This window comes from Thioalkalivibrio sp. ALJ21, from assembly GCF_000378605.1.
Lineage (GTDB): Bacteria > Pseudomonadota > Gammaproteobacteria > Ectothiorhodospirales > Ectothiorhodospiraceae > Thioalkalivibrio.
In genome coordinates this window covers 1-25794 of record NZ_KB905155.1, presented here as the reverse complement: position 1 = coordinate 25794, position 25794 = coordinate 1, and the positions used below count along the sequence as shown (strand labels likewise).

At 63.6% G+C, this 25794-nt stretch carries 26 protein-coding genes; 8 read left to right on the top strand and 18 right to left on the bottom strand.

Going from position 1 to position 25794, the window contains the following annotated elements:
- Positions 1-19: 19 nt before the first annotated feature.
- The 14 genes from F579_RS0100130 to F579_RS0100065 form a co-directional block, all read right to left on the bottom strand.
- On the bottom strand, positions 20-1102 hold the full coding sequence (locus F579_RS0100130; RefSeq protein ID WP_019024800.1) for an NAD(P)/FAD-dependent oxidoreductase: 1083 nt from the start codon (positions 1100-1102) through the stop codon (positions 20-22).
- Between the two features lie 37 nt (positions 1103-1139).
- Entirely contained in the window at positions 1140-2231 is a 1092-nt protein-coding gene (locus F579_RS0100125) for a biotin/lipoate A/B protein ligase family protein (RefSeq protein ID WP_038029429.1), read from the bottom strand.
- A complete protein-coding gene (locus F579_RS0100120; RefSeq protein WP_019024802.1) occupies positions 2224-3402 on the bottom strand; it encodes a radical SAM protein in 1179 nt (392 codons plus the stop codon). Before F579_RS0100120 ends, F579_RS0100125 begins: the two co-directional genes overlap by 8 nt.
- Positions 3403-3479: 77 nt before the next feature.
- The gene (locus F579_RS0100115; protein ID WP_081601199.1) at positions 3480-3917 is read right to left on the bottom strand and encodes a glycine cleavage system protein H; all 438 of its coding nucleotides are present in this window, start codon (positions 3915-3917) and stop codon (positions 3480-3482) included.
- A gap of 37 nt (positions 3918-3954) precedes the next feature.
- A complete protein-coding gene (locus F579_RS0100110; protein WP_012982052.1) occupies positions 3955-4362 on the bottom strand; it encodes a DsrE family protein in 408 nt (135 codons plus the stop codon).
- Between the two features lie 8 nt (positions 4363-4370).
- The gene (locus F579_RS0100105; protein WP_012982051.1) at positions 4371-4817 is read right to left on the bottom strand and encodes a glycine cleavage system protein H; all 447 of its coding nucleotides are present in this window, start codon (positions 4815-4817) and stop codon (positions 4371-4373) included.
- Positions 4818-4912: 95 nt separating this feature from the next.
- Entirely contained in the window at positions 4913-5824 is a 912-nt protein-coding gene (locus F579_RS0100100; RefSeq protein ID WP_019024803.1) for a CoB--CoM heterodisulfide reductase iron-sulfur subunit B family protein, read from the bottom strand.
- Positions 5817-6533: a 4Fe-4S dicluster domain-containing protein gene (locus F579_RS0100095; protein ID WP_019024804.1), complete on the bottom strand. Its 717-nt coding sequence runs from the start codon at positions 6531-6533 to the stop codon at positions 5817-5819. The genes F579_RS0100100 and F579_RS0100095 overlap by 8 nt, the downstream gene beginning before the upstream one ends.
- Before the next feature lie 49 nt (positions 6534-6582).
- Complete coding sequence (locus tag F579_RS0100090) at positions 6583-7455, bottom strand: hypothetical protein (protein ID WP_019024805.1); 873 nt, start codon at positions 7453-7455, stop codon at positions 6583-6585.
- A complete protein-coding gene (locus F579_RS0100085; RefSeq protein WP_017926707.1) occupies positions 7394-8422 on the bottom strand; it encodes an FAD-dependent oxidoreductase in 1029 nt (342 codons plus the stop codon). Before F579_RS0100085 ends, F579_RS0100090 begins: the two co-directional genes overlap by 62 nt.
- A 23-nt stretch (positions 8423-8445) precedes the next feature.
- Positions 8446-9852 (bottom strand): heterodisulfide reductase-related iron-sulfur binding cluster, encoded by a 1407-nt coding sequence (locus tag F579_RS0100080; protein ID WP_019024806.1) that lies wholly within the window; start codon positions 9850-9852, stop codon positions 8446-8448.
- 45 nt (positions 9853-9897) lie between these two features.
- Positions 9898-10572 (bottom strand): 4Fe-4S dicluster domain-containing protein, encoded by a 675-nt coding sequence (locus F579_RS0100075; RefSeq protein WP_017941141.1) that lies wholly within the window; start codon positions 10570-10572, stop codon positions 9898-9900.
- 187 nt (positions 10573-10759) lie between these two features.
- Positions 10760-10990: a sulfurtransferase TusA family protein gene (locus F579_RS0100070; RefSeq protein WP_019024807.1), complete on the bottom strand. Its 231-nt coding sequence runs from the start codon at positions 10988-10990 to the stop codon at positions 10760-10762.
- Between the two features lie 140 nt (positions 10991-11130).
- Positions 11131-11460: a rhodanese-like domain-containing protein gene (locus F579_RS0100065; protein WP_019024808.1), complete on the bottom strand. Its 330-nt coding sequence runs from the start codon at positions 11458-11460 to the stop codon at positions 11131-11133.
- Positions 11461-11729: 269 nt separating this feature from the next.
- Here F579_RS0100065 and F579_RS0100060 point away from each other — a divergent pair, with 269 nt between their 5' ends.
- The 3 genes from F579_RS0100060 to soxB all read left to right on the top strand — a co-directional run bounded on the left by F579_RS0100060 (position 11730) and on the right by soxB (position 15607).
- Positions 11730-12041 carry a hypothetical protein gene (locus F579_RS0100060; protein ID WP_012982042.1) on the top strand — a complete coding sequence of 104 codons (312 nt, stop codon included), beginning with the start codon at positions 11730-11732 and terminating at the stop codon, positions 12039-12041.
- Positions 12042-12099: 58 nt separating this feature from the next.
- The gene (locus tag F579_RS0100055) at positions 12100-13542 is read left to right on the top strand and encodes a M48 family metalloprotease (protein ID WP_019024810.1); all 1443 of its coding nucleotides are present in this window, start codon (positions 12100-12102) and stop codon (positions 13540-13542) included.
- Positions 13543-13795: 253 nt separating this feature from the next.
- Positions 13796-15607 carry a thiosulfohydrolase SoxB gene (soxB, locus tag F579_RS0100050; RefSeq protein ID WP_019024811.1) on the top strand — a complete coding sequence of 604 codons (1812 nt, stop codon included), beginning with the start codon at positions 13796-13798 and terminating at the stop codon, positions 15605-15607.
- A gap of 68 nt (positions 15608-15675) precedes the next feature.
- Here soxB and F579_RS0100045 read toward each other — a convergent pair whose 3' ends face one another.
- Entirely contained in the window at positions 15676-16131 is a 456-nt protein-coding gene (locus F579_RS0100045) for an RT0821/Lpp0805 family surface protein (RefSeq protein ID WP_012982039.1), read from the bottom strand.
- 275 nt (positions 16132-16406) lie between these two features.
- Here F579_RS0100045 and F579_RS0100040 point away from each other — a divergent pair, with 275 nt between their 5' ends.
- The 4 genes from F579_RS0100040 to F579_RS0100025 all read left to right on the top strand — a co-directional run bounded on the left by F579_RS0100040 (position 16407) and on the right by F579_RS0100025 (position 20295).
- Positions 16407-16715 (top strand): hypothetical protein, encoded by a 309-nt coding sequence (locus F579_RS0100040; RefSeq protein WP_019024813.1) that lies wholly within the window; start codon positions 16407-16409, stop codon positions 16713-16715.
- A 147-nt stretch (positions 16716-16862) separates the two neighbouring features.
- Positions 16863-17402, top strand: coding sequence for a YjbF family lipoprotein (locus F579_RS0100035; RefSeq protein WP_026301088.1), 540 nt, complete (start codon positions 16863-16865; stop codon positions 17400-17402).
- Positions 17403-17419: 17 nt separating this feature from the next.
- Entirely contained in the window at positions 17420-18184 is a 765-nt protein-coding gene (locus F579_RS0100030; protein ID WP_038029224.1) for a capsule biosynthesis GfcC family protein, read from the top strand.
- A 17-nt stretch (positions 18185-18201) separates the two neighbouring features.
- A complete protein-coding gene (locus tag F579_RS0100025; protein ID WP_019024816.1) occupies positions 18202-20295 on the top strand; it encodes a YjbH domain-containing protein in 2094 nt (697 codons plus the stop codon).
- 683 nt (positions 20296-20978) lie between these two features.
- On the opposite strand, the gene F579_RS0100020 is transcribed toward F579_RS0100025, so the two are convergent.
- The 3 genes from F579_RS0100020 to F579_RS0100010 are packed head-to-tail and all read right to left on the bottom strand — an operon-like array spanning position 20979 to position 24758.
- Entirely contained in the window at positions 20979-23159 is a 2181-nt protein-coding gene (locus F579_RS0100020; RefSeq protein ID WP_019024817.1) for a polysaccharide biosynthesis tyrosine autokinase, read from the bottom strand.
- 22 nt (positions 23160-23181) lie between these two features.
- Complete coding sequence (locus F579_RS0100015; protein WP_019024818.1) at positions 23182-23625, bottom strand: low molecular weight protein-tyrosine-phosphatase; 444 nt, start codon at positions 23623-23625, stop codon at positions 23182-23184.
- Between the two features lie 2 nt (positions 23626-23627).
- Positions 23628-24758, bottom strand: a complete 1131-nt coding sequence (locus F579_RS0100010; protein ID WP_019024819.1) for a polysaccharide export protein — start codon at positions 24756-24758, stop codon at positions 23628-23630.
- Between the two features lie 389 nt (positions 24759-25147).
- Here F579_RS0100010 and F579_RS0100005 point away from each other — a divergent pair.
- Positions 25148-25794 (top strand): NAD-dependent epimerase/dehydratase family protein (locus F579_RS0100005; RefSeq protein ID WP_019025549.1); only part of this gene is annotated, 647 nt, incomplete at its 3' end.

Genomic DNA, 25794 nt, shown 5'->3' with positions numbered 1-25794 from the left:
GGGCACCCGCCAACCGGGCCTACGCGGCCTGGTCACCATCGTTGAAATACTCGGAAAAAGCAATCCATCCGCGGCGCTGCGTGGCATCTTCCTGCGCCCGCGGCGTCCGCCAGTGTTCATTCAGGAACGCGCGGCGCTTGCAGGCGCGTTCCAGGGCCGGACCGTACTGATCGCGCATCTCTTCATCGTAATCGTCGAAGGCCTCGGCGTCACCCTCGAGATGCGCGATCGCGGCCTCGCCTGCCGCCTCGCCCGACACCACCGCCGCGGCAATCCCGGCCCCGGTAATCGGATGGGTAAACCCGCCCGCATCGCCCACGAACAGGACATCGCCCTGGTACAGCGAATCACGCAGCCCACCGACCGGGATCGCGCCGCCTGTGCGGTGACGAATCTCCTCGCCCAGCAGTCCCTGCTCGACGAGCTGGGCATGCAGGGATTCCAGCGGCGTCTTCATGTCATTCTCGATGCGCTTGTCCGCGCCCAGCCCCAGGTTCGCCCACTCCCCTTTGGGGAACAGCCAGGCGTATCCACCCGGGTAGTCGTCCGACAGCCAGACATCGGTCGCGGTATACGGCTTTTTGAGCGGCACCGTGTACTGCCGGGTCTGCACGACCGGCAGCGCGGGCAGCCCCAGGGACTCGGCCACCGGAGAATGCGGGCCATCGGCGGCAATCAGAACACGGTACTCGACTGAGTGTTCCTGCCCCTGGTGCTTGACGGTGGCCACATGACGCTCGGCATCCACGCGCTGCAGCGGGGTCGAAGTCACCAGCTGCGCGCCGTTGGCCTTCGCCGCCTGGATAATCGCGCGGTCGAACTCGCCGCGATCCACCATCAGGCCGGGGAAGTCGGAGTGCTCCACGGCCCCGGAGGGAAGGAAGCTCTGCATCGAATCGATGCGCTGCAGCAGGACCCCGTCTGCCTTGGCATAGGCACCCATGGGATTCGGGATGAACTCCGCGCACTGTACCGGCTCGCCGAAGGCCTTGTTGCGCTCGACCGCCAGGACCGACAGCCCGGCCGCCGCGCACACGCGCGCCGCCGAGGCGCCGCCCGGCCCCAGCCCGACGACCAGGACATCGACCTTCTCGGGGAGCATTACTGCTGCCTCCCGGCGAGTACCGCGCAAAGGGCCTTCATCCCGCCGGCTCCTCGGTCTCGGCCATCGCCAGGGCCGACTGGATCGCCGCGATAAAGTCATCCACCGCCAACTGCAGCATCTCGACGTCGCGCTCGGCAAAGAAGGCTCGCACGCGCTCTTCCATCTCGGCCTGCGGCGTGTCGCGCAGGGCCGCTTCCAGGTCGGCAATGGTACGCGCAGGCTTCACGAAGATGTCACCCGTCAGCCAGAGCTGCTTCAGACGCTTGCGCTCCGGGTCCAGGGCGACACCTACGCGCATCAGACCGCCGTCAGACTTGAAGATGCTCTCGAACATCGGGGCATCGGTGGCCGGGCGGTTGCGCTGGTAGACCCATTCTTCGGTGTCGATCTCGGCCAGGGCCTGTTCGAAGGACTCCTGCTCCTCGGGCAGCAGATCCGATGGGGCCAGCTCGACCGCGAACTCTTCCGCAAAGGCCTTGGCAATCGCGTCCTTCACATGATCCAGATCCGGGCGTTCGCCCAGCAGGGTCGCCAGATTGACCACACGATCACGGGCCGACTCGATCGCCTTGTTGGAGAGCTTCTCGGCCGGAATCCGCAGAATGCGCAGCATGTCCTCGACATCGAACTCGATCAGCAGCGTGCCCTGATACATGATCGAGTCGCCATCGAATGCGCCGCCCGTGCCGGAGATCTTGCGACCTTCGACCTCGATGTCATTGCGCGGGCGGAACTGTGCGTCGACGCCCAGCGTGCGAATCCCGGCGGCCGCGGCATTGCAGATGCGCGCGGCGATCTGCCCCATGTCGGCCGTCCCGAGAAACCGCTTGTCGAGGTACAGCTCCCAGCCCAGCTGGGTGGAATCAAAGTAGATCGCGCCACCACCGGTGATCCGGCGCTGGATCGCAATACCGTGTTCCTTGCAGTACTCGGTGTTGATCTCCTGGTCCACGTTCTGGTGGAAACCCACCAGCGCGCAGGGCTCGAACTGCAAGAAGCGCAGGGTGTGCGGCGATACGCCTTCCTGATGGCACTCGAGCAGGGCCCGATTGAAGGCCATGTTCTCGGCCGCCGCGCGCAGTCCGGTGTCGAGGACACGCAGGGTCTTCTGATCACGTTCAGACATGGCAACCGCCTCCGGCCGCGACATTGCCCTCGGTGACGATACGAATCCCGCCCAGGCCCTGGCGCGCCTTGCGTTCCTGCTCGCGACGCCGGGCCTCCTCGGCCACGATCGTATCCAGGTCGATCTCGACACCGCTCTCGACCGCAGTACCGTCCGCCATGACCTCGTCGCCCACGGCGATCGAGCAGCAGGCCGGCGTCACGCGGACCTTCTTGCCCAGACGCGCGGCCAGTTCGACCACGCCCTCGGCCGGGTGCGCAATACCGGACAGACCGGCCATCACCGCATAGCTGTCGATCTGGCTCTTGGCCTCGCCCGGCGGGCGCGCGCAGCCGAGCAGCAACGGGGTATCCCCCAGGCGCTCGCGCGCATCGTGGAAGAAGCGCCCGACCGCATGCACGTCCGGGGTCTCGAAGGGGCGGCTCGCCGGGGCGTAAAACGGCATCACGACCACCAGCACCACGGCGTCCGGCAGGTGGCGCGCAAGCATCTCCAGCGCGTTCCACTCGCCCAGCAGCTTGCCGTAGTGCAGGCCGATCACGATGTGCGGCACCACCTTCATATTGGTGTTCACCAGGCTCTCGAGCGTCTGCTCGAAGTCATCCACACTGCGGCGCAGGTGGTAGACCTGCGTGATTGTGTCCTGGGCGCCGATCACATCCATCATCGCTGCGTCAATGCCGGCCTGCTCCATCGACGTCGCGATGTTGTCATCGACCAGCGCCGTGTGCAGCGCGATACGAAATTCCGGGAATTCGTCCTTGATACGACGAATCGTGGAGTAGTACGGGTCGTACTCGACCTCGTTACGGTGGTTCGAGCCACCGGTCAGGAGCATACCCTGGGCACCGGACTCGATCACGTTGTTTACCTGCGCCCAGAGGTCTTCCGGCGTACGCACCGGGATCATCGGGTCGAGGATCTTGGCCTTGCAATGGTCACAGGCGAGCTTGCAGTCGCCTCCGGTGATCGACATCGCCGGCCAGGCGCTCTTGCCGCAGTCCGCGAGTTCGCTGGACTGGTACGACTTGAACGTCGGGGTATAGAAATGAACCGATCCGGGATCGGAGCCCCGCTGAACGCTGTGCTGAAGGTCATTCACCAACGCCGCATCGACAGGGATGTCTTCCAGGGGTTCGACCCGCTGGATCACCTCGTTCCAGGTCGTCATCAGCTTGCTCCGGATACCACAGAATCAAAAAAGGCCGCCGAACACTGGGGAACGGCGGCCCGAGGCTCGGCAGGGGCTTAGCAGCCGCCGAAACCGTCCGCTTCCATCTTGGCCTCGAACGCGGCCAGGGCGTCGGAACCAGTCTTCAGGTCGCCGACTTCGCCGTCCCAGTCTTCCGGCTTGAGCTTGATCAGCCAGCCTTCGCCGTAGGGGTCTTCGTTGATCAGACCCGGGTTGGCGGCGACCTTGTCGTTGGTTTCGGTGACTTCACCGGTCACCGGGGTCTTCGCCGGACCCACCCACTTGCCGGATTCGACGGTGGTGCAGGACTTGTCCTTCTTCACGGTCTTGCCAACTTTCTTGGGGGTGAAGGACACGATGGTGCCGGCCAGCGAGCACGCGTAGGAGGTCAGGCCCACGGTCGCGGTGCCGTCGCTTTCCTTGCGCACCCACACGTTGTTTTCAACGTTGTACATCAGATCTTCCGGAATATCACAACCCCGTACTGCGCCCATGTTTTCCTCCAAGCGTGAAAGTAATAATGCGGGAAAATTAAAACGTTATCGTTTTATCGCTACGCAGAATCAGGTCCGCCAGCTCGCTCGCCCGATTCACTTCATCGACCTCGTCGATGAGATCCGAAGACGCGTCGATTCTATACCCCGGCAAAGCGGGCTGGCAAACGTGCAGGCGCACGCCTGCGCGTTTTGCGTCCTGGATAAAATCCTTGATCAGCTTGCCATCTTCCATGGCTCGCAGGTCATCGGCTACCCCCTTCTCCATCAGGCGAACGCCCTCCATGGTGAAGAAGATATAGACGTCTACATCCATCGAGGCCATCACCGCCCCAAGATAGAACGGCGTCGCACAACGATGCGGCGTCGACGGACCCGAGGTCATGATGATCACGACCGTCTGCTCGTCGTTGTCCAGATAGTAATCGTTGCCCAGTTCAGCCATCGTTCTCTCTATCGCAGCTTGCGCTGACACTCGATGTCTTCATCTTTGGCGCGCTTGCAGTAACCTTCCTCGGCCTTGTCGCCGGTCAGAAACTGCTCCAGTGCCGCATCGACGCCATCGGTCGCTTCGACGCGCGCGATCCACGCATTGTAGGGGTCCGAGTTCAGCAGCACCGGGTTCTCCAGCACCTCCTCGTTGCCCTCGACGATCTTGCAGTCGATGAAGTTCGGGATCGGTCCGGCCCATTTCCCGCTCTCGATCGTGGCGACCGGCTTCCCGGGCGGACGTCGGGTACCCGGGCGACGCACTCGTACGTGAATGATCTTTCCCGCGATAGTCTGCGAAAGGTCGGTCATCCCCACGGTCAGGGTGTCGTCATCCTCGCGGCGCAGCCAGATCTGAAACTCGTCGTCGTAGAACAGTTCGGGATGAAACTCGCAACCGTTGCAGTCCATGTTTCGCCTCGTTCCTGGCATCGACACAAAAAACGGGCGCCTGGCGCCCGTTTTTCGAAGATACTACTGGGCCATTCGGGCCTCGAATCAGGGGATCAGATGACCCCCTTCTCCTTAAGAAGCCCGATGGAGTCACTCACGTTCTCGTGGATACCCAGCTTGCGCGGGGACAGCCCCATTGCCAGACCCAGCAGCTGCGTGAAGTACAGGACCTTCACGTCGGTCTTGATACCGAACTCGGTCTCGGCACGGACCTGGTGCATCTCCAGACCGGAATGGCAGGTCGGGCATTCGGTGGCGATCACCTCGGCACCGGAATCTTCCGCCGACTGCAGCAGGTTCAGCACCAGCTGGGTCGAGGTGTCGGAATCCGACAGCGTATGCGCACCACCGCAGCAGGAGGTCTTCAGCGGAAAGTCCACATTGACCGCACCGGCAGCACCCAGCAGGTCATCCATGAAGTGCGGCTGATAGCTGGAATCCGAACCCGGGCCGTTGTCCTTCTCGGGAAAGATCTGGCGGGGACGGGTGTACATGCAGCCGTAGTAGTTGGCGATCTTGATGCCGTTCAGGCTCTTGGTCATCTTCTGCTTGATGCCCTCGGGCCCCAGCTCTTCCATCAGCCACTCGAGCAGATGCAGGGTGCGGACGTCACCGGTGTAGACCGGGTCGTCGGACTTGCGCGCCAGATCCTGGACGGTGTCCATGGCATCCTGGGAGGTCGCGGTCTCGTACTCGGCCTTCTTCAGGTTGTGGTAGCAGCCGTTGCATGGCGCCATCACCGTGTCCATACCCATCTGCTCGGAGGCAATCGCCATGTTCCGCGCGGACAGATAGGTCTGCAGCATCGGGTGAATGTTCTTCACCTCCATCGCGCCGCAGCAGTTGTAGTCGCGCAGATTTTCCATCTCGAGCCCCAGCGCCTTGACCAGCACGCGGGTGGAGCGGTCATACGGACCACCCGAGCCCTCGAGCGCGCAACCCGGATAGTAAGCAACCTTAGCCATGAGCGGCCTCCTTCTGTTCGCGCACGTAGTTCTTCAGCACGTCCCCGGTCTTGCCCCAGGACTTGGTGCGCGGCGTATGTACGGTGTTGATGCCCATCGCCATCAGATGCTTCACCGGCAGGTGCTTCATCATCCGGAAGACGAAGACCTTGATCCAGTCCTGGATCAGCGGCTGGCCGGTCTTTTTGAAGAAGTTCTGCATCACCTTGGAGTCTTCGATGCGGCCGGTCTTGTAGATCTGATCGGCAAACTCTTCGTCGAAGATGGTGGACGGGGCCTTCTCGGTGATCCCTTCCTCTTCCATCCAGTGCGACAGCGCCTTCATCACGCCTTCCGGCTTCACATCCTTCGGGCAGATGTTGGTGCACTTGTTGCACGACACGCACTGCCAGATGATGTCCTTGTCCTTGACCAGCTCTTCCTTCATGCCCAGGCGGGTCAGGTAGATCCAGTAGCGCGGATTGAACTGCACGTTCTGCGCGTACATGGTGCAGGAGTTGGTGCAGGACCCGCACTGCCAGCAGCGGTGCACGTTCTCGCCACCCGCAAAGCCCTGGATCTTCGTCTCGAAATCGTCGTCGTAATCGCGAACGGTGCGCGGGGCGATCATCGTGTTCCAGTGTCCGGACACGTCCACGCCGTCGACCACCAGCTCGTCGTGCTGCTGGAGGCGCTCGTCCTCGATCAGTGCCTTTTCATGTATTGCCATGACGTCTCTCCGAAAACCTGTGCAACCAGGCTCAAGTTCGTTCCGTTATTCAATGCAGCGACGCATCGTGACCTTTCAGGCGGCCTTCCGGGGAGTCGATCCCCAGCAGCTTCACACCCAGCTCCAGCGGGTCCTGCTTGGCCCCGAACTGGTTGTCGATCATGCCCAGACTCATCGACAGTGAACGTGCGTAGTCCGAGTAGGCCTGCACCCAGACCAGATCCGTTACAAACGGCAGGTCGCGGTAGAAGCCTTCCTCGGCCAGCGCCTCATAAAACCAGCGTCTGGCCCCCTCGATCGCCCCGACGGTCTCGCCAATCGGAATCGACCGCAGGGTGTCGTTGCCGCGAATAAACTCGCGCAACGCACCAGTCGTCGTCCCCGTATCCCAGACCCAGCGCGTGGCCAGCGGGACCGTCTCGGGGTCGGCGAAATGCAGGATCTCGGCACCGAAGTCCCAGATCCCGCGTCGCAGTTTCTTGTCGTCCCCGGCCAGATCGGTAAATGCCGCCAGCCGCGAGTCCAGATCCGTATCCGGGCGCACAAGTGCGCGCATCCCGTCTACCAGCGCGCCCTGTCGTTCGGCCATCACACCCGCCAGCTTCCGGCGAACGGCGAAGACCAAACCACCCAGGATGCGCAGATCCTCGGCATCCATCTCGTCGCCCTTGGCGACGGTCGCGGCGAAGACTTCATGCTTCGCCCGTAATGCCTCGATGAAGGTTTCCAGCCCATCGACCCCGCCGGCTTCGGCGATGGCCTCGTTCAGACTGTTCAGCTTCGTCGCGAGGATCTCCTGATCAAAGGTCACCTGCAGCGGCTCCGGGTTGACACCCGAAGCCGCCTCGTCGCTGACGACCTCAGCCGGCTTTCGAAACCAGCGCATGCAGGTCCGCAACCGCGCGGCCACCAGCAGCGGCACCCTGCGCGATCGAGTCATCGATCGTCTCGGGGCCATAGGCCGCACCGCAGGAGTAGATGCCCTTGCGGGTGGTGCCACAGGTGTTGGTGTACTGCTCGGCCTTCTCGATAAAGCCGTGCTTCTCGAGGCCGACACCGAAGACCTGGGAGATCTCCGGGTTGTCGGCGTTCGGATCCATGCCGATGGCGTGCACGACGATGTCGAACGGGATCACGATCGGGCGCTTGACCAGGGTATCCTCACCCTTGACCAGCAGGCGACCATCGCCGGAGGCCGTCACTTCCGCGATACGGGCCTTGACGAACTTGGTTTTGAACTCTTCCTGGGACTTCCAGTAGAACTTGTCTTCGTACAGGCCGAAGGTGCGGATGTCCATGTAGTAGATGAACACGTCCGTTTCCGGCGACAGTTCCTTGATCTCCATGGCCAGGTTGGCGGAGACGGTGCAGCAGATCTTGGAGCACCACTCACGACCGATCTGGCGATCACGTGAACCCACGCAGAGCAGGATGCAGACCCGCTCCGGCACACGGCCGTCGGACGGGCAGGCGATCTTGCCAGAGGCGACCATCTGTTCCATCTGGGTGGTGGTCAGCACGTCTTCGTACGTGCCAAAGCCCCACTCCGGCTTGTTGATGGAATCAAAATGGGTAAAGCCCGTGGCCAGCACGACGGCACCGGCCTGGACCGACTCGCCGTTGGTCAGCGTGGCGGTGAAGTTACCGGCCTCGCCCTCCAGCTTCTCGACCTTGGCGCCCTTGTGCACGGTCGAGTTGGAATCGTCTTCCACGCGCTTGACCATGCGGCCAATGGCGTCCTTCGCCCACTCGCCAGAGGGGACCAGCTTGGCGTAACCCGACAGGATCGGGGCGCCGCCCAGGACATCTTCCTTCTCGACCATCACGGCCTTGAAGCCGGCCGAGGTGACATTGGCGGCGGCGGCCAGCCCAGCCGGGCCACCACCCACTACTAGAACAGTATCTTGCTGCATCAGACTTTGCCCCCGTAAGCGAGCTCAGGATTGTAGAGGTATTCGATATTGCCGGCCTCGACTTCCTTCAGGTATTCCTGGAAGGTCTTCTTGGCCTCGTCCCAGGAGATCCCCATCTTCTCGACCAGGTCTTCGCAGGGCGATGCGTGCCACTGCAGCTGGACGATCTTGAACGGATCCGCGCCGCAGGCCAGGGCCGCGAACTGGACTTCCGCCATGATCGGAATCTGGAAGTTCTGGTTGTGGGCCTTACCGATCCACTGGTTCTTGTCCATGGTCGTGACGCAGCCGGTGTCGTTGGCGAGCATCACGTCGGCGTTGGCTTCCTCGCGGGCCACGCGGATCTTGCGATCCATCGTGAACGAGCGGGTGAACTCGCGTTCGGAGATGATGTGGCGGAAGCCGAAGCCGCAGCAGTCGTACCAGGTGGAATAGTCGATCACCTGCGCACCCAGGGCCTGGGCGGTGGAGGTAATGATCGCGGTACGGTTGCCACCCAGCACGGACGGGTCGTACACCGCATCCTCGTGGACCATCTTGTAGTAATGGCACGCCACGTGGGAGGTGGTACGGATATTCGATACGTCGATGGTCTGCAGCTCGGAGGCGATGCGGTTACGCATCACGTGCACCCACTCGGAGTAGTGGATGATCTCTTCCGGGATGACCAGCTTGCCGTCGACCAGGCGACCCAGCTTGCCAAGGATCTTGGTGACCTTCTCGCGCAGCTCGGCGGACTCAACCAGATACTTGCGGATCTCCTTGTAGTTACCAAAGGAGGTGCCGCAATGGACGAGCGGGTAGAAATGACCCAGCTCGTGGCCGTGCTGCTTGCCGGAGACGTAGGCCTGGTGGAAGTTGCGCAGGAACACCGCTGCCAGCGACTCGACGTTCCCGATACCGGAACCGTGGTAGTTCCACGCGGTGCAGGAGGTCTGGTCGGTCTCGTCGAGGTAGTCCTTGCCCGGCTCGAAGCCGAACTTGTTCATGAACCACAGCAGGGAGGTCGGGTAGCCCGGGATGTTCCCGCACTGGCCACAGGACTTGTGGTGCCAGAGCTGCTTGGTCGGGACCTTCTTGTCCCAGCCGAACAGGGTCTTCACCGACATCGGCTCGTGCTGGTCCTCGATGCGGTGGATGATGATCTGACCGTCTTTTTCGAGCTCGTACATGTGCTCGCGGACGTCATCCATGCGGTCGCCGAGGTCGACCGTGCGGCGGTCGACGTGCTTGCGCACCCAGTCGGTCGCCTTGATCGCGTCTTCCTTGGACAGGTCGGTCGCCTGGAAGAAGGAACCGTGACCGGCGATGCCCTGACCGTCGGTATTGTGGAAGCCGGGCTTCATGGTGCCAGCACCGGCACCTTCGCCGTTCTGGTTGTGATTGCCTGGGGTCTGTTCACTCATAACGCTTCTCCTGATGTCCTGGAGTGGAGTCGGAAACGGGACGACTTACTCGTCGTCTTCCTCTTCCTGCTCCTCGAGCCAGTCTTCGTAGTCCTCGCGCTTCTCGTCGATGAAGTCTTCGATCACGTCGAAGAGGTTCTCGTCCATCAGCTCGAGGGACTTGAGCACCCCGGTCATTTCCCAGATGGTGTACATCTCGACCGAGGTCTTCAGGGACACTTCCCAGGCGGTCTCGACCGTCTGCAGCGTCTTCACCGGAATCGCCTTGCGCAGGATGCGCAGGTCACCTTCCACCTTCTGGATGTTGGGGCCCCAGTCGGGGAAGTGGTCGGGCTGGATCATGTCGGGCGACAGCTGGTTACCCGTGGTGATCAGCTTCAGCATCACGCGACCGAACGGACGGAGCACGTCCTTCGCGGATTGCATTTCGTGCTTGATGGCCACTTCGCGCATAATCGCGACCAGGCCACCAGGGGAATTCTTGAACGGGCAGCGAGCGGCACAGGTCATGCACTGAGCGCAGGCCCAGATCTTTTCCTGCATCGCGTCGTAGATCTGCTCGACGTTTTCGGTCCACAGCAGCTGGACGATCTCGCGCGGGGAGTAGTCGTAGAACTGAGCAGAGGGGCACGTTGCCGTGCAGATGCCGCAGTTCAGACAGCCGTTGAGTTCGTGGTCGTAGCGAAAATCTCCGCGGATGTCGTCGAAGATTTGCTGCATCTCAGCGTATGTCGCCATATGTCACCTCTTCGCTGTTGGCGATGCAGGTTTCTTGAGAACCTTGCTCAGCCAGCCTAGACCTCGTCCAGGCACCTATCCAGTTACCGCATGGCAACCGTCGTTTTTCAGGAATCGGGGCGGTCGATCCTTGCGGATCGCCGCCCCGTTTCAGGCACTTAGAGACGCCTTAGGACTTCTTCACGAGGAAGTAGAACTTGCCGCCTTCTTCCTTGTGTTCCATCAGCTCGTTGCCGGTCTGCTTGGCGAAGGCCTGGAAGTCCTTCACGGCACCCGGATCGGTGGCAATGATGTGCAGAACTTGACCGGTTTCCATGGCCGCCAGGGCCTTCTTGGCGCGCAGGATCGGCAGCGGGCAGTTCAGGCCGGAAGCGTCGAGTTCTTGGTCAAAGTTGGCCATGGTGTGTCTCCTTTAGTGCGTTACCAAAATCAGTTGGATGCTGAGGCACGAACCGGGGTGGTTTGGGGACCACAACGATCGAACCCTTGCCAGCCGAATTCACCCTTATAGGGGAAATGGGATCGGAATACAACCGAATTCTAATCCGGGGTGACGACCGACTTGCCGGCCTGGGCCCACCCCACGATACCGCCACGCAGGCTGTTCGCGGTCTCCAGCCCTTGCTGCGCAAGGAACGCGCAGGCCTGGGCGGAACGAGCGCCACTCTGGCAATACAGGACCAGCGGCGTGTCGCCCCCCAGGAACTCGTCCTTGCGCAACGGCAGGACCGTCAGCGGCACCAGTTCTGCACCGGGAATGACGCCGCGGGACGTCTCGCCGGGGGAGCGTACATCGACAAGCCGAAAGGACTTGCCTTCCGTTCGCCACTGCTCGAGTTCGTCGGCCGTAATCTCCGAGAATCCGTACATGCGCGCGCCACTCCAAGTGTGCTGAACCGCATTTGCCTGCCTCGCTCGCGGGACTCCGATAAAGGCCCCGGTCGCGGAGGATGGGCGCGGAGAATAGCGAAACGGGCCGCAAATGCAAACTTGTCCGCCCGCCAACGGGTGGTTTGTTCTCTCGCGGACAGAAGTCGTGCTATCTTTCCGAGTTGAAGGAAATACTGATGGACGCAACCGGCTCTCGGGCGGGCTCGTCCGGACGATCAACCCCTGATTCATTCGCGGAGGACTTTGCGGTGGACAAGAGCGAATTCCAGGTCAACGGCCATTACGCCGTGACCATGAAGGACGAAAACGGCAAGCTGCGCCCGGCCAACATCTACGTGCACAGCATGGAAGACGAGTACATGATCGTGCGCCGCACCTCCGGCGGTGACGTGGGTCTCCTGTTCAAGCTGAAGTACGACGACGTGGTCAAGATCGTGCGTACCCACAAGGTGCTGGACCGCAAGAAGTTCATGATCCCGGAAGCGATGCTCAAGCCGAAGCTCTGGGAAACCCGTGACAGCATGCGCACCTACTCTTCGGCTCCGGGCCTCGGCAAGTAACCGACCCCGCGATGCCAAGACCCTTCGGAGGCCGGCCCCAACGGCCGGCCTCCGTCGTATGAAGACACGGCTTCTCACGCTACTTTCGACCCTGCTCCTGGTACTCACGCTGGGGGCTCCAACGGTTTCGGCCTCCGGGACCGCCCTGCCCGATCTGGGCGAGGCCTCCGGTGGCGTACTGACCCCCGCGGAAGAGCGCGAGCTCGGCCGCTCCCTGCTTCGAGAGATCCGGCGGTCCCTGCCACTGGTGACCGATCCGGAAGTTTCCTTCTACGTCGACTCCCTTGGCCGGCAGCTGCTCGCCAATGCCCCTGACGCAGATGGCCCGTTCTACTTCCTGACGATCGACAACGGTCAGGTCAACGCCTTTGCGATGCCCGGCGGAATCATCGGGGTGCACTCCGGACTGATGCTCGAGGTGCGCGACGAGGCCGAACTGGCCGCCGTCATGGCCCACGAAATTGCACACGTCACCCAACGCCACCTGGCCCGAATGTTCGCGCGCGGGCGCGAGGTCAACTTCACCACCGGCCTGGCCATCCTCGCCGGGGTCCTGGCATCGATGGCGGATCCAACCCTGGGCTCGGCCATCATCACCGGCGGTGTCGCGGGCGGTATCCAGCAACAGATCAACTTCACCCGCGCCAACGAGGCCGAGGCCGACCGCGCCGGCATGCGCATACTGGCCAGCGCCGACTTCGACCCGAACGCGATGGCGGATTTCTTCGAGCGTCTACAGGAACTCTCGCGCGGCGTTGGCGACGCGGTGCCCGAGTACCTGCGCACCCACCCGGTCACGCTCGACCGTATCACCGACGCCCGCAATCGCGCGGCCGGCCTGCCGGCGGTGGACACGCGCAACCGCGGCCCCGAGTTCCAGTGGATGCAGGCCCGCACCCGGGCCCTGAAGGACCCGCGCCGTGCGATCGAGATCCATCGCGGGGCCTCGGACCCGGCCCCGCACCAGATCTACGGCGCAATGGTGGCTCACCTGGAGCGCGGCGAACTGGACCGCGCCGCCGAACGGCTGGAGGAAATCCCGGTCGAGGAGGCCCCCGGGATGACGCTGGAGCTGGCGCGCGTCGCACTGGAGCGCGAACGCGGCAACCACGAAGCGGCGCTCGAGATCCTGAATGACCTGGACGCGGTCTACCCCGGGCACCCGGTCATCCGCGAAGTGCTGGCCCGCGTGCACCGAGATCTCGACAACCCCGACCGCGCCATCCGCATCGTCAACGAGATGATCCGCAATGAACGCGCGCCCAACCCCGAGTTGCTGCGACTGAAGGCAGACATCGCGGATGGGGCCGGCTATATTGCGATCAGCCGCGAGGCCATGGCGGAGTTCTTTTTCCACCGCGCGCAGTACGAAGAATCGGTACGTCAGTTCGAAGCCGCCATCGACGCACGCGATGCCAGCGAGCGCGATATCCAGCGGATCGAAGACAAGCGAGACACGGCCAAGGAAACCGCGCGGCAGGCGCGCGAACAGCGTCGCTAGGGAGACGCCGCACCCCACGAAGGATCGGGGCACGCTCAAGGGCAGACATCAGCATCCGTCACAGCCAGAAGCCGGGGAATCCGGTTCTGGAGGCACTGCGGGCTGAATACGGCTTCATACCAGCCAGGCGTCGCGCCAGTCGGCATGGAGGCTCCGTGCCCAGGGAATGTTCCACAAAGATGCAGCGTCTAGACTGCTGCTTCGAGAAACCAATAAATCACAATAAACGACAGTAGAGAGAGGTAGGACCCTCATGCATATCTCACGCCGCGAATTCATGCAGCTGCTGGCCGCCGCCAGCGTGGCCGGTTTCCCTCTGGCGGGCTGCGCCAAGGCCACCAATGGCAAGTACGGCACCTCGGGAGACCCGTACGACATGCTGGATCGTTTCGGCAATGTGCACCTGCTGCACTACACCGACTGCCATGCGCAGCTCAAGCCGATCTATTTCCGCGAGCCCAACGTGAACCTGGGCGTAGCCGATATGCGCAACCGCCCGCCGCACATCGTTGGCGAGCACTTCCTCAAGCACTATGACATCGAACGCGACAGCATCTTTGCCCACGCCTACACCAACCTGAACTTCATGGAGGCGGCCGAACAGTACGGTCGCGTCGGCGGCTTCCCGCAGCTGAAGACGCTGGTCAAGAAGTTGCGCGACTCCCGCCCCAACTCGCTGCTGCTGGACGGAGGCGACACCTGGGGTGGTGGTTCGGGTACCGCGCTGTGGACCAATGCCCAGGACATGGTCGATGCGCAAAAGCTGCTGGGCATCGACATCATGACCGGCCACTGGGAATTCACCTACGGCGCCGACCGCGTGGAAGAGGTCGTCAACGGCGATTTCGCCGATGCCGGGATCGACTTCGTCGCTCAGAACGTGCGCGACGTGGACTGGGGCGACCTGATTTTCAAGCCGTACGTGATCCGCGAGTTGAATGGTGTCAACGTCGCCGTGATCGGCCAGGCCTTCCCCTACACCCCAATCGCCAACCCGCGCTGGATGATCGAGCAGTGGTCGTTTGGCATTCGCCCCGACGACATGCAGCAGCAGGTCAACGCCGCGCGCGAAGAAGGCGCGGAGATCGTGGTCGCACTGTCGCATAACGGCATGGACGTGGACATCAAGATGGCCGGCATGGTCGAGGGTCTAGACGCGATCATGGGCGGTCACACGCACGATGCCGTCCCGCAGCCGCTGCCGGTGGAGCGCCCCGATGGCGGCACCTGCCTGGTCACCAACGCGGGCTCTAACGCCAAGTTCGTCGGTGTGCTGGACTTCGATTTCCGCGACGGCGAGATCAAGGACTGGGAATACCGCCTGGTCCCGGTGTTCGCCAACCTCCTGGACGAAGATCCGGAGATGGCCGAGTTCGTCGACAACATGCGCAGCCAGGACGTCACCTATGACGGCGACACCTTCAACATGGAGGAGAAACTCTCCGAAGAGCTGGCCGTCGCCGAGGACCTGCTGTTCCGCCGTGGCAACTTCAACGGCACTTTCGACCAGCTAATCTGTGATGCGCTGATGGAGGTCCACGATGCCCAGATCGCGTTCTCGCCAGGCTTCCGCTGGGGGACGACCGTACTCCCGGGCATGCCAATCACCTTCGAGCACATCATGGACCAGACCGGCCTGACCTATCCGGAGACCACCCGCAACGCCATGACCGGTGCGCAGATCAAGGACATCCTGGAAGACGTCGCCGACAACCTGTTCAACGCCGACCCGTTCTACCAGCAAGGTGGCGACATGGTCCGCGTGGGCGGCCTTCGGTATGCGATCGATCCGGAAGCCGAGATCGGCAACCGAATCTCCGATATGGAACTGGGCGGCGAGAAGGTCGACCCGGACAAGGAATACGTCGTCGCCGGCTGGGCCAGCGTCCAGCAGGAGCCGGCGGGCGGTACCGGCACGATGATCTGGGACAACGTCGCCGAGTACCTGCGCAACCAGTCCAATGGTGTTCGCATCAGCGAACTCAACGAGCCCAAGGTCAAGGGTATTGGCGAGGACAACCTCGGCTATGTCCCGACAACCGAGGACATGTACCGACCCTCCTGATCCTGCCACAGGCCCAGGAACGAGAAAGCCCCGCGATTGCGGGGCTTTTTTGTAGGAGATGACCGTTACTACTGATTGACCCAGCGTCCCTGCGCATCCCTGCACGCCGTACCGTTTACCGTTTCCGGCTGTCCGTTCATCGTCGTCTGCACCTGGTACTCGCGGCAGTCCTGCCCGTGCGCCTGATAGGTGCGCGTGGGGGTAGCCTGATACTGGTATCCGGTATTGGGGTTCTGCCAGGTGGATGCCCGGTGATCCGGGTTGTGCTCCAGGGTATGCGAAACCTGCTGGCGATCGACCTGGTCCATAGTGCGCCCCACGGAGCCGCCGATCGCTGCGCCGGCCAGCGTACCGGCGATGATCGCCGCGGTCCGCCCCCGGCCACCGCCGATCTGGGAACCGATGACACCACCGGCCGCACCGCCAATCACCGCACCGGTCTGCTGTTTGGTGGGCGGCGTCTGGCAACCGGCGAGCAGAAAGGCCACGCTCGCCACCGCCGCTAACAACACTGTCTTTTTCATCTCTGCCTCCGTTGCGCGGCCACAGGGCCGCGCTGCACAACTGCATCATTCAAGTTAGCGGCGAAGACCTGAACGCTGCGTGAAATTCCGGGGGCACAAGGTTGCGCGACTGAATGTGACCTCCAGGCCGCAAAACTTCCAAGCCGTTCAAAACACGTATGAGAAACCTCGTATTCATGTCTCAGAATCGCCCACCTCCGCTGTCGCCTTCAGGCATCTCTTCCTAGACTGTCCTCCGGTAAAAGACACCCCCCGGTGAAGTGAGGAACGTGACCATGATCAAGAAGATATTCGCTACAGCCATTGTTGCCAGCGTGTTCGTAACCGGCCCCGTGATGGCGCAGTCCGCCGGCGCGGCCGCCACCGGTGGTGCCAGCACGGGCGCCAGCGCGAGTGCCCCGCAGGGGAATCCCAGCTCGCCGGTCGCCGGTGGCACCCCCTCGGGTGGCATCTCCGCAGCGGCGCGTTCGGAACCGGGCGCGGTGTCGCGTATTGCGACCCGCTCCGGTCGCCTGGTGGGCCTGATTGCCTCCACCGGTACGACCCCGGGAACCGGTACCACACCGGCGACGGGCACTCGGTAACGAACGCCCATGCGAACCAATTCGCACTTCCTTCGCGAAGGCCGCCTCCGGGCGGCTTTCGCATGTCTGGGCCTTGGGATTTTCGTGAGCCTGGTCACGGGCTGCGGTAGCGGCGGTCCCACGCCACTGGGGGCATCCCTGCAAAGCATGGTCACGGGCGGACCGGATGTGAGCTCCCGGGCAGAGGAGATTCCCTATGCCTCGCTCGCGGTTCGGACCGAACACCATCAGGGGTTGCTGATCCTTGGGGCCATCTCCGACGAAAACACCTTTTGGCCGAGCGCCGAGGGCCTTTCGCTGCAACTGCGTGACGGGGGGCTGTTTGCCACATCCGGTCTCGAACAGGACCTGCTGGGAACACACCATCCCGACACCGATGCACCTCCCTGGCGCCAGGCAAGCCCCGACACCTACCGGGTCGAACGCCATGTCCGCGTACCCTCCGGCGCCATCGTCCGCCATGTCGGCGAGGGCACCCTGGACTGCGGGACAAGCACATCGCGGGACCTCCCCCTCGCGACCCTGGAGCTCGAGCGCTGCCGCGAGCGTATCGACTGGGAAGGTGCCGGAACGACTCGCGCCGATCTCTGGCGCGACCCCGAAACCCGCGATCTATGGGCATACGACGGCCAGGCCTGGCCGGATGGTCCCTCGATCGCCTGGCAGGTGGCTCGCCCCTGGTGGTAGCCCTCGCAGGAGGCATGATGCAACACCATTTTCGTCCCATGTGGCTGGCCCTGGGCTTGCTGGCCCTGGCCCCTACGGTGGGCTCGACCGACGATACGCCGGTCGAACCCTCGCTCGCCGAAACCTGGGTGGCCTGGCAGGAAGAACTGTCCGAACCCATCGACTGGGCCTATGGCTTCGCCCTGCGCAGCCGCGATGTACGCCCCATCGACCACGAACGCAGACGGCTTCTGGCCGAAATCGAGCTGGTCGGCCAGACGATGGACATCGGCGGACGCCCCGAGGTGGCCCGGGCGCTCGATTCCTGGAGCGAAACGGTCGACGCGATGGAGACGGCACCCAATGTACGCAGTGCCGAGCGCCTCGACCTGCCCTGGCTCCTGGCCAATCTGCGCCACGCGCCCGACCCCACCGGCATGGAGCACATTGGCTACTGCACCCCGCCCGACTGGGTGGAGCTGTGGTCACTGGATGGCGTGGACCGCCATGAATGGACCCCGGGGATGACCCTTCAGGACCTGCTGGCCAAGCCCTCGCGCGCCGCGCTGCGCGGGACCGACACGGCCGCCGTGGTTTCGCCGATCGGCGAAGTCCACGTATTCGGCGCCGCGCCCTGGAACCGCGAGGACATCGCGATCGCGCCCGGGACCCGGGTAATGACACACCTCCATGTCCGTGACCTGGGGGGGTCGGTAGAGGGTGATCTGCTCAACCAGCGCCTGCCCCGTTTTCTTGCGACCCGCTTGCCGGGCGACAACTGCACACTTCGGAAATTGCCATGAACGCTACACCTTTGCGCATGCGCCGCCGCAGCCTGGTGGTAGCCGTGCTCCTCGGCCTGGGCCTGCCCACGGCACAGGCCGAGGAGTTCGGACTCGGCCAGGGCCAGCGGGATACCGGCGGTATTGGTCTGATGCAGACCCCCACGGCCCGCACCGGTGATGCCGGTCACTTCGCCGCCGGCTGGAATCGCACCTACCCCTACCGTCGCTGGAGCGTCTTCGTACAGCCGCTCGACTGGATGGAGCTCGGCTTCCGCTATGTACAGGTCGAGAACCGGCCATACCTGGCCGCCGGCGATGACGACCGTTACAACATCGACAAAGGCGCGGACATCAAACTCCGTCTGGTCGAGGAGAGCCGCTATATCCCGGAAGTGGCCGTCGGGTTCCAGGACCTGGGCGGCACCACCCTGTTCGGGGGCGAGTACCTGGTTGCCAGCAAGCGCTGGAACAACTTCGACTTTTCCCTGGGGCTGGGCTGGGGTTATCTCGGCAACCATGGCGATATCGAATCGCCGCTTGGCTGGATTGACGACAGCTTTGACGAACGGCCACGTTCCGCCGGCGGCGGTCAGGGCGGCGAGGTCGCCACGCACCAGATGTTCCGTGGCCCGGCGGCCTTGTTCGGTGGGGTCGAGTACCAGACCCCCTGGGATCGCCTGCTGCTGCAGGTCGAGTACGAGGGCAACACCTATCAGCACGAGCCGCAGGACAACGCCCAGGAACAGGATTCCCGCTTCAATTTCGGGGCGCGACTGAAACTGACCAACAGCATCGAACTGCATACCGGCTGGCAACGCGGCAATACCGCGATGGTGGGCCTGCATTTCACGACCAACCTGGCGCGGCTCTCGCAGCCCAAGGCCGACGACCCGGCCCCGGTCGATCCCGCCCATGTGGAGCGTCGCGACTGGGATGCGGTGGCCACCGACCTCAACACCAATGCCGGGATCTACGTGACCGAGATCCGCCAGGTCGGCGACACCATCGAGGTCACGGGCGAACCAGCCCGTTACCGCAACCTGAAGCAGTCCGAAGGGCGGGCCAACCGTCTGCTCGAGGCGCAGGCCGATGCCGGCATCCACACCTTCCAGTACCGCTGGCAGACACTGGGCCTCGATCTGCGCGAGAGCCTGCATGATCGCGAGGCCTTCGGCCGCGCCCTGGCCTCTGCGGATCACGAGACCGACTACCGGCACAGTGTGCGGGTGCGCGATATCGAACCCACGACCAACAATGATCGTGGCGAGGTCCTCTACGAGGCCGAACCCCGGCGCTTCGAGTGGGGCGCAGGCCCATCCCTGGAACAGAACTTTGGCGGCCCCGACGGCTATCTGTACCGGCTGTCCGCCTATCTCGACGCCAGCTATCACCTCGCCCAGGGCACCTGGATCTCGTCGATGCTGTCGACGACCCTGGCGGACAACCTCGAGAACTACGAATACATCGCCGATTCCGACCTTCCCCGCGTGCGCACGCACATTGGCGACTACCTCGCCGAGACCAGCGTCGGCATCACCAACCTGCAGGCCAACCATACCAAGCGCCTGGGCAAGAACTGGTATGCGATGGGCTATGGCGGCATTCTTGAAACAATGTACGCGGGTGTCGGTGCCGAGGTCTTGTACCGCCCGTTCAACAGCCGCTGGGCCATCGGCGTGGATGCCAACTGGGTACGTCAGCGCGAGTTCAACCAGCAATTCGGCCTGCGGGACTACGAGCAGGTGACCGGGCATGTGACCACGTACATCGACACCGGTGTACAGGACATCCATGCACGGGTAAGCGTGGGCCGCTATCTGGCCGGCGACCTCGGGACCACCCTCGACTTCTCGCGCGAGTTCGCCAATGGCGTACGGGTCGGCGCCTGGTCGACCTTCACCGACGCCGGGGACGATTTCGGCGAAGGCAGCTTCGACAAGGGCCTGTACCTGTCGGTCCCCTACGACTCCTTCTTCTCGACCTCCAGCCGCAACCGGGCCAACATCGCCTGGCAGCCCCTGACCCGCGACGGTGGCGCCCGCCTGAACCGGCGTCATCAGCTGTTCGACATCACCGAAGAACGTCAGGTCGGCCGCTACTGGGACGAGCCCGACGCCACCTGGCGTTAATCCCCCGGTGTCCGGGGCATCGCGTCCCGGACACCCCTTCCCTCCGGTTGACGAGACGCCGAGTCAGGCGCGTGTGCGTTCGCACTCGCGCCCCAGGCTTCCCTCCCCCTTGCCACCTCCGACGCAGTCGGGACAATCCCGGCACACCTGCGCATACGCGCTGGTCGCGAATCCATGACAGGGCAGCCCGGCACCAGCCGCTCCTTCCACGGAACACCAGGACTGTCGATGGCGACTTATTCGTTACGCTCTCTCGCCTCGGCGCCCCACCACCCTCCGCAGGCAGACGCGTGCGTTCTGATCGTCCGACGACCCTCAGTCACACCCGCCTGTTCGGTCTCCTGCCAGGCGAGGCGCTGATTGAATCGCGAGTCCGCGCTCGACTCGCGTTTGCGTGCGAACAAGCCGTGGTGACGGCCGTGCAGTCATTCTGCACAAGGGAGCCGCAACGGCGTGCCCGGGGGCACGCACTTGCCTGCCCCAAACCGGACCGGCAACCGGCACCACCACGTTCGCTGTACTAGCTCCGCCGCGCCTGCGGCCATCGCGACCACGAACACCCAAGGCTCGCGATCCGCGCCGCATTCCCCGGTGGGCGATGTTCGACAAACAAAAAAACCCCGGCAATCGCCGGGGCCACGGGGTAATCCATCGGGGCCGCCGCTTCGCGGCCCCGCGATCCGCTACTTGTAGGAGTAGTGATAATAGCCGTAGCCGTAGCTGGTCGAGGCCTTGTACTCGATCGAGTTCAGGATACAGCCACGCACGTCGACTCCCGCTGCATCGAGACGGCGCCGTGCCGACTCGATCTCGCGTAGCGGGTTCAGCTGGAAGCGCACCACCATCAAGGTGGTCGAGCACTGGCGTGCGACCACGGCGGCATCGGTAACCGCCAGGATCGGCGGCGTGTCGATCAGCACCAGGTCGTAGTCGCGGCTGAGCTGTTCCAGCATGCGGCTGAAACGGTCGCTCATCAGCAACTCCGACGGGTTCGGCGGCGCGCTGCCACGGGCGATGTAGTCCAGCCCCTGGATATCCGTGCGGCGCAGCACCCCTTCCAGGGATTCCTGGCCCGCCAGAAACTCCGAGAGTCCCCCGTCGCTGCGCTGACCGAAGGCGTGGTGCACATGTCCCTTGCGCAGGTCGGCGTCAATGATCAGCACGCGCTGTCCCGCCTGCGCACAAACGGTCGCCAGGTTAACCGAGACAAAACTCTTGCCCACATTCGGGCTCGGACCGGTAATCACCAGCCGGTTGTCCTCGGCCTCCAGCATCGCGAAATGCAGGCTGCTGCGCAGGCCGCGCAGGGCCTCGATGGCGTCATCGGCCGGGTCGATCGAGGCCAGCACATCCCCTGGAACGTCATGCCCCCGCGACTGGTGGCGCCGTTTCACCCGGCGCAGCAGATTCTCCTGCGCCCTGGAACGCGGCACGCTGGCATACACCGGCAGGTCGATCCCCTCGATCTCCTCCTGTGATTCCACCCCGCGGTTGAACATCCCGCGCACCAGCACCAGCGCAATCGCCAGGCCACCGCCAAATACCGTGGACAGCATCACGATCATGTTGCGCTGTGGTTCGACCGGGGACAGCCCTGCCTGGGCATCGTCCAGGATACGGACGTTCCCCACCGTGCTGGCGCGGGCAATATCCATCTCCTGCATGCGATTGAGCAGCTGGACGTAGATGTCCTGGTTGACCTCCACATCCCGGTTGAGACGCAGGATCTGCTGCTGGGTCTCCGGAAGCGCGCTGACCTCCTGGTTCAGCCGGTTGCGCTCCTCCTGCAGCTTCTGGCGTTTGTCGATCAGGGCCGCATAGGTCGGATGGCTGGCCGTGTACCGCCGGGAGATCTCGGCCTCCTCGAACTCCAGCTCGTTGAGCTGACGTTCCAGGTTGACCAGGCGGTCCAGCACGGCACGGGTCTCCTGCGAGAGGTCCACGCTGTCGCGCTCTGTGCGGTACTCGTTCAGCGCATCCTCGGCCGTTTGCAGCTGATCGCGCACATCCGGCACCTTCTCCTCCAGGAATTCGAGGCTCTTCTCGGCCTCGGCGGCCTTGCGCTGAACATTCTGCGTCAGATAGATCTGGCTGATGGTGTTCAGGATGCGCTGGGCCTGCTGCGGGTCCGGATCGGTCAGGGTCAGGCTGAACACGCCACTCTCGCGGCCCTGCTGCCCCGCTTCGAACTGGCCACGCAAGCTGTTGATCGCCGCCAGGCGCGAGCGCCGCTGGATATCAAAACGCGCCCCCGGCCCCGCATCCATTTCGGCCACACGCAGGCGCACATCACCCTCGAAGAACTCCACGTCCTCGCCAATACGCCCCTCGCCCAGTTCGTGATCCCCGTTGATCAGGCGATAACGATCGTCATCCAGAACCTCCAGCGTAAAGGTGCGCCCCTCGTAGGCTCGGGCCACCTGGAACTCGCCCACGTTGATCGACTCGCCCGCCCAGACACTGGACTGAGCAAAGGCGGGGCGCTCCATGCCCCGGCGAACGAGGTAATCGCCCACCACCGGCATACGGTGCGGGCGTACCACCAGATCCAGCGCCTCCTGATCGACCGTGCGCCCGAGGACCATGCGTGAACGCAGGATCTGCAGCTCGGCCTCGACGCGCGGCTCCTGCCCCAGCATCTCGCGCACACTGGACAACGGGCTGCTGAAGCGTCCCATATCCTCCACCTGTACCAGCGCATCCGCCCGGTAGATCGGGGTGGACAGCGTCGCGTATACCGCGCCTGCAATGGCAAACAGCGCCGTAATGAAAATGATCAGCCACTTGTGGTCCAACAACTGGCCAAGCAGTCGGCCAATATCCAGTTCGCCTTCCGGCACCCCGGGGGAATGGTTCTTTGTCATCGGGATTTACCTGTGTCGGAGATCATCGGTTCAGCCGCCGCGCCCAGGCATCGGCAGCCTCCACGAGTAGGGCATGAGCCTGCGCAAAGACTTCGGGGCTCTTGCCATAGGGATCGGGAATGTCTCGGCCACGGCCACCTTCCAGCCAGTGGCCAAATCGCATCGTCTTGCCGAGCACCTCGGGGTGGCGCCCGCCGACGGCCTGGCGCTGGCCCTCGCTCATGACCAGCACCAGATCGGCGTGATGCAGCAGATCGGGCTCGATCTGACGCGCCTTGTGCGCCGTGACGTCCAGACCCGCGGCCTCGGCCAGGCGCCGCGCCTCGGGGTGGACGCCCTCCCCGACCACGGCCCCGAGGCCGGCGGATTCCACCGAGCGATCGGGCAGACGCTCGCGCAGCAGTGCCTCGCCCACGGGACTGCGGCAGATATTGCCGGTACAAACCACCAGAATCCGGTTAAACATGGCTAGAAGTCATCCGACAGGCGGCGCACGTCGCGCGTGGTACGGGAGGATTGGTAGACAGCGCTTACCGTGGGCAGCAGCTGGCTGATCACGCGATTCCAGCGGCCCAGCGACGTTGTCGTCACATACACGATGTCCAACGGCTCCAGCTCGAACTCGGCCCCCAGCATCAGCGCTGCGGAATTGCGCGCATCCAGTTGATACACGGTCGCGAGCTTGTCGCTCTCCGGTGGTGCACGGCGGATCACGAAGATGCCGCTGGCGTCCGCCCGGTTCTCGTTAAACCCTCTGGCCTGGCTGAGCGCATCCATCAGCGTGAGCTGACCGCGGCCCAGGGGCAGCCGCTGCGGCTCACCGACCTCGCCCATCACGTAGACCTGCTGGCCAGCGGTATCCGGGACGTGCAGCACATCGCCATCGCGCAGGAGCCGGTTCTGCGACATGTCGCCATAGCGCAGCATGTCGTAGAGCGAGATCACGATCTCTTCGCCTTCCCGCGTCAGGATCACCTCGTGCCAGTTGGCATCGTCGGAAAGCCCACCCGAGTGATGGATCGCATCCAGCACGGTCAGCGGGACATTGGTCACCGGCTGCACGCCGGGCTCGCGTACAGAGCCCGTCACCTGGACCTTCTGCGAATTGAAGGCCGCCACGCGTACCTCGACCTGGGGCTCGTTCACGAAGGTCGCGAGATCGCGCGCAATCCGGTCGCGCACCTGCGACACCGTGTACCCCTCGACTTCCACGCGCCCGATATAGGGGTAAAAGATCGTGCCGTCCGGGTGCACGGTATTCCCCGACTCCACGGCCGATCGCTCGCTCCCGGCGGGGATGGTCAACTCGGGGTGTTCGTACACGATGACAGCCAGCACGTCGCCGCGACCGATGCGGTAATCGTATTCAGCGACGTCCTGCGCCATCTCGTCGCTTACACGGCGAAGGTCCGGCGGGACCGAGCGCGTCTCCTGGGCCCGGATCAGACCAAAGGTTATGGGCTCGATATCGACCAGGTCCTCGACCGGGGCACTGGAGGTGCGTTCGGCAATGTGCCCGCCAGGGGCCCAGGCACACCCACCCAATATCACCAGCAGGCTCAGCAACAGGACCCAGCGTACGGGGGGGATCACGTTCATGGATCTTCCTCTTTTGCGCATGGCCGCAGCGCCCTGGCGCCCACGGCTGCGTCGTCACCTTGCGATTCATCCTGGCGAGCCCCACCGGGTCCGCCTCAAGCGGGCCGACCATGTCACGAATAGGTCGGATCGTCGTCGAACTGGCGCAAAATATCGGCAGCCAACCCCTTGCAGGCAATGCCGCGATCCGAAACTTACGGGGCGAGTCACAGCTTCGACGGATCGACCTCACGTTTCCCGGAACCGGCGTTGCGGGGCCATTCCGGCCGATGCTTGAATCCATCGCGTTCACCCCATGAACGAGTGACCCGGACCCTCGTCACAACGCCCCTGGGCAAGCGAAACGTCCGGACACGTCAGTCCCATCCATCTGACAAGGAAGAGGCGACATGAAAGTCTTGATCACCGGCGCGGCAGGATTTATCGGCTCCCATCTGGCCCTGCGCCTGCTGGAGCGTGGCGACACCGTGATCGGTGTCGACGACATGAACGACTACTACGACCCGAGCCTGAAGCGGGCCCGACTGGACCGCATCCGCGCCTTGCCGGCGTCCCGCCAGCGCTTCGTGTTTGAACACGAAGACATCGCCGACCGCGAGGCGATGGAGCGGGTGTTCCGCGAGCATCGCCCGGAACGGGTGGTCAACCTGGCGGCTCAGGCCGGGGTGCGCTACTCGCTGGAGAACCCGGCGGCCTATGTCGACACCAACCTGGTCGGTTTCGGCAACATCCTGGAGGGCTGCCGGCACAACGGCGTGGAGCACCTGGTCTACGCCAGTTCCAGCTCCGTCTACGGCGCCAACACCACGATGCCGTTCTCGGTGCACGATAACGTCGACCACCCGCTGAGCCTCTACGCCGCGAGCAAGAAGGCCAACGAGCTGATGGCGCATACCTATGCGCATCTGTACCAGCTTCCGGTGACGGGCCTGCGCTTCTTTACCGTCTACGGCCCCTGGGGCCGGCCGGACATGGCGCTGTTCCTGTTCACCCGGAAGATCCTGGCGGGCGAGCCGATCGACGTCTTCAACTACGG